This is a genomic window from Nocardiopsis sp. TNDT3 (assembly GCF_003427465.1).
GTDB lineage: Bacteria > Actinomycetota > Actinomycetes > Streptosporangiales > Streptosporangiaceae > Nocardiopsis > Nocardiopsis dassonvillei.
Window position 1 is genome coordinate 1 of record NZ_QPFC01000633.1, and the last position, 2,267, is coordinate 2,267.

Here is a 2,267-nt window from a genome sequence, read left to right on the forward strand (position 1 = left end):
GGCGGTGCCAGAGCGTCTCGCGTCCTGTGGACAAAAGGCCCCGTTCCCGGGTGTGGGAGCGGGGCCTGGTGGTTCCGGGGAGCCAGCCGGAGACGTCAGTCGTGCGGCACCGAACCCGACACCGGATCGATCTGGTCCCGCATGTCCGCGGCCTCGATCTCCTCCCGGGTGATTCCGAGGATGAACGCGATCGTGTCCAGGTAGGGCACGCTCACCGAGGTGTCGGCCTGCTGCCGCACGACCGGCTTGGCGTTGAACGCCACGCCCAGCCCCGCCGCCTGCAGCATGTCCAGGTCGTTCGCGCCGTCGCCCACGGCCACGGTCTGCTCCAGGGGCACACCGGCCTCCGCGGCGAACCGCTCCAGGGTGGTCGCCTTGCCCTTGCGGTCGATGATCGGCCCCACCAGTTCGCCGGTGAGCTTGCCGTCGACGATCTCCAGGGTGTTCGCGGCGGCGTAGTCCAACCCGAGGCGCTCCACGAGCACGTCCGTGAACTGGGTGAAGCCGCCGCTGACGATCCCGCACTCGTACCCCAGGCGCTTCAGGGTGCGGACCAGCGTCCTGGCGCCCGGTGTCAGCTGGATCTCCTCGCATACCTTGGGAATGGCGGAGGCGTCCAAGCCCCTCAGCAGCATCACCCGGCGGCGCAGCGACTCCTCGAAGTCCAGCTCGCCGCGCATGGCCTCCTCGGTGACCCGGGCGACCTCGTCCGCGCATCCGGCGTGCGCGGCCAGCAGCTCGATGACCTCGCCCTGGATCAGCGTGGAGTCCACGTCCATGACGATGAGGTGCTTGGCCCGCCGGTGCAGGCCGCTGGGCTGCACGGCCACGTCCACCCCCTGGGTGGACCCCTCCATGGCGAGTTCGGCGCGCAGCTGGTCGGCGTCACCGCCGGAGATCTCCATCTCCACGGAGGTCACCGGGAAGCTGGACAGCCGCTCGATCCGGTCGATGTTCGCGCCCGCGCGCGCGACGCACGAGGTGAGGGCGCCCAGGGCGCCGGGACGCAGCGGGTCGGCCAGGACGGTCACGTGCAGCCGGTCGTGGACGACCGCCTTCACGCGGCCGTTGTCCTTCCCTCCGCTCTTGCCGTAGCCGACCTCCATGTCGAGGTCGATGGCGGTCTTGTCGAGCGCGTTGCGGACCTCCTCGAAGACCCGCGAGGGACTCACACCGGGAGCCACCCGCTCGTCCACCTCCAGGACCGCGCCTAGCACGAGGCGGCCCGCGAGGACCACCTGTTCCAGGTCGGCGATGGTCACCGGAAAGACGGAGAGGGTGCTCAGCAGACGAGCACTGATGCCCGGACGGTCGTGGCCGGTCACCGTCACCAACAGCGTGGATTTCTCATTCATGGCGGTGTCCACGGTACTCGGCCGTCCCGGAGGGGCGTCGCGCAGGGCTGACCCTTTTCCCAGCTAGTTCACTATGTGGACAGCTGTAGGCGCGACGTACGTCACCTGTCCTTCCGACTCTTCTTCTTTCGCTTGGGGCCCTTGGCCTTGACGTCCACCCCGCCCAGCATGCAGGTTCCCGTCAGACGGACGACCGGGGCGTTCGGATCGGTGACCTGGTCCGTTCCGTGCAGATCGGCGCCGCCCAGGATCCCGGACGTGTTGTTGATCACCCTGACCCCGTGGGGCACGACGATGTCCACTCCGCCCATGATCACCGCGACCTGGATGGTCACCTCGTGCTGGCTGAGCACAGCCTCGCGCAGGTCCAGTTCCACCCCGCCGCACAGCACGGACACGTTCGTGCGCGGCTCGACCAGCCAGCGGCCCTTGCGCTCGCAGCCGCCGAACACCGCGACCAGGTTCTCCGAGCCCTTGCTCTGTCCGGCCAGGTCACGCGCCTCGCTGCCCAGGATCTCCATGCCGCTGGGCGCGTCGGAACGCCGTTCCATCGACGCGTAGTCGTACCCGTGGCCGGGCGCGGGCAGGTCCTCCACGATGGGTCCGAGCTCGCCCATGGTCTTGGCCCTGTAGAGGGTGTCCAGTCGCTCCTCGTGCTCGACCGGTGTCAGCCGCCCCTCGGCCAGGGCCTCGCGCAGCCGCTCGGCAACCTTGTCCCGGTCCGCGTCGGAGGCTCGGATGTGCTCGGGCTGCATGATGACGGGTCTCCTCGTTCCTTCCGTGGGGCCGGGGATCCGGCCGACCACACAACCAGTATCGGTATTCTCCGCCTTCCCGGGATCAGGTAACGCCCCTGGCCCGACCCCGAGAATTCCGTTCCCCGTCCCAGGGTGTTCCCGCCCCCCTCCAGAG

General features: G+C 69.3%; 2 protein-coding genes. Both read right to left on the minus strand.

The annotated features are described in order from the left end of the window. Positions 1–95: 95 nt before the first annotated feature. Positions 96–1,355 (minus strand): phosphoserine phosphatase SerB, encoded by a 1,260-nt coding sequence (gene serB, locus DQW06_RS16080; RefSeq protein WP_026338644.1) that lies wholly within the window; start codon positions 1,353–1,355, stop codon positions 96–98. A gap of 101 nt (positions 1,356–1,456) precedes the next feature. Then, positions 1,457–2,110 carry a DUF1707 domain-containing protein gene (locus DQW06_RS16085; protein ID WP_013156324.1) on the minus strand — a complete coding sequence of 218 codons (654 nt, stop codon included), beginning with the start codon at positions 2,108–2,110 and terminating at the stop codon, positions 1,457–1,459. Positions 2,111–2,267 lie beyond the last annotated feature (157 nt).

Coding starts and splice junctions, on each gene's coding strand:
- serB (WP_026338644.1), bottom strand. CDS start 1,355: ATGAATGAGAAATCCACGCTGTTGGTGACGGTGACCGGCCACGACCGT.
- DQW06_RS16085 (WP_013156324.1), bottom strand. CDS start 2,110: ATGCAGCCCGAGCACATCCGAGCCTCCGACGCGGACCGGGACAAGGTT.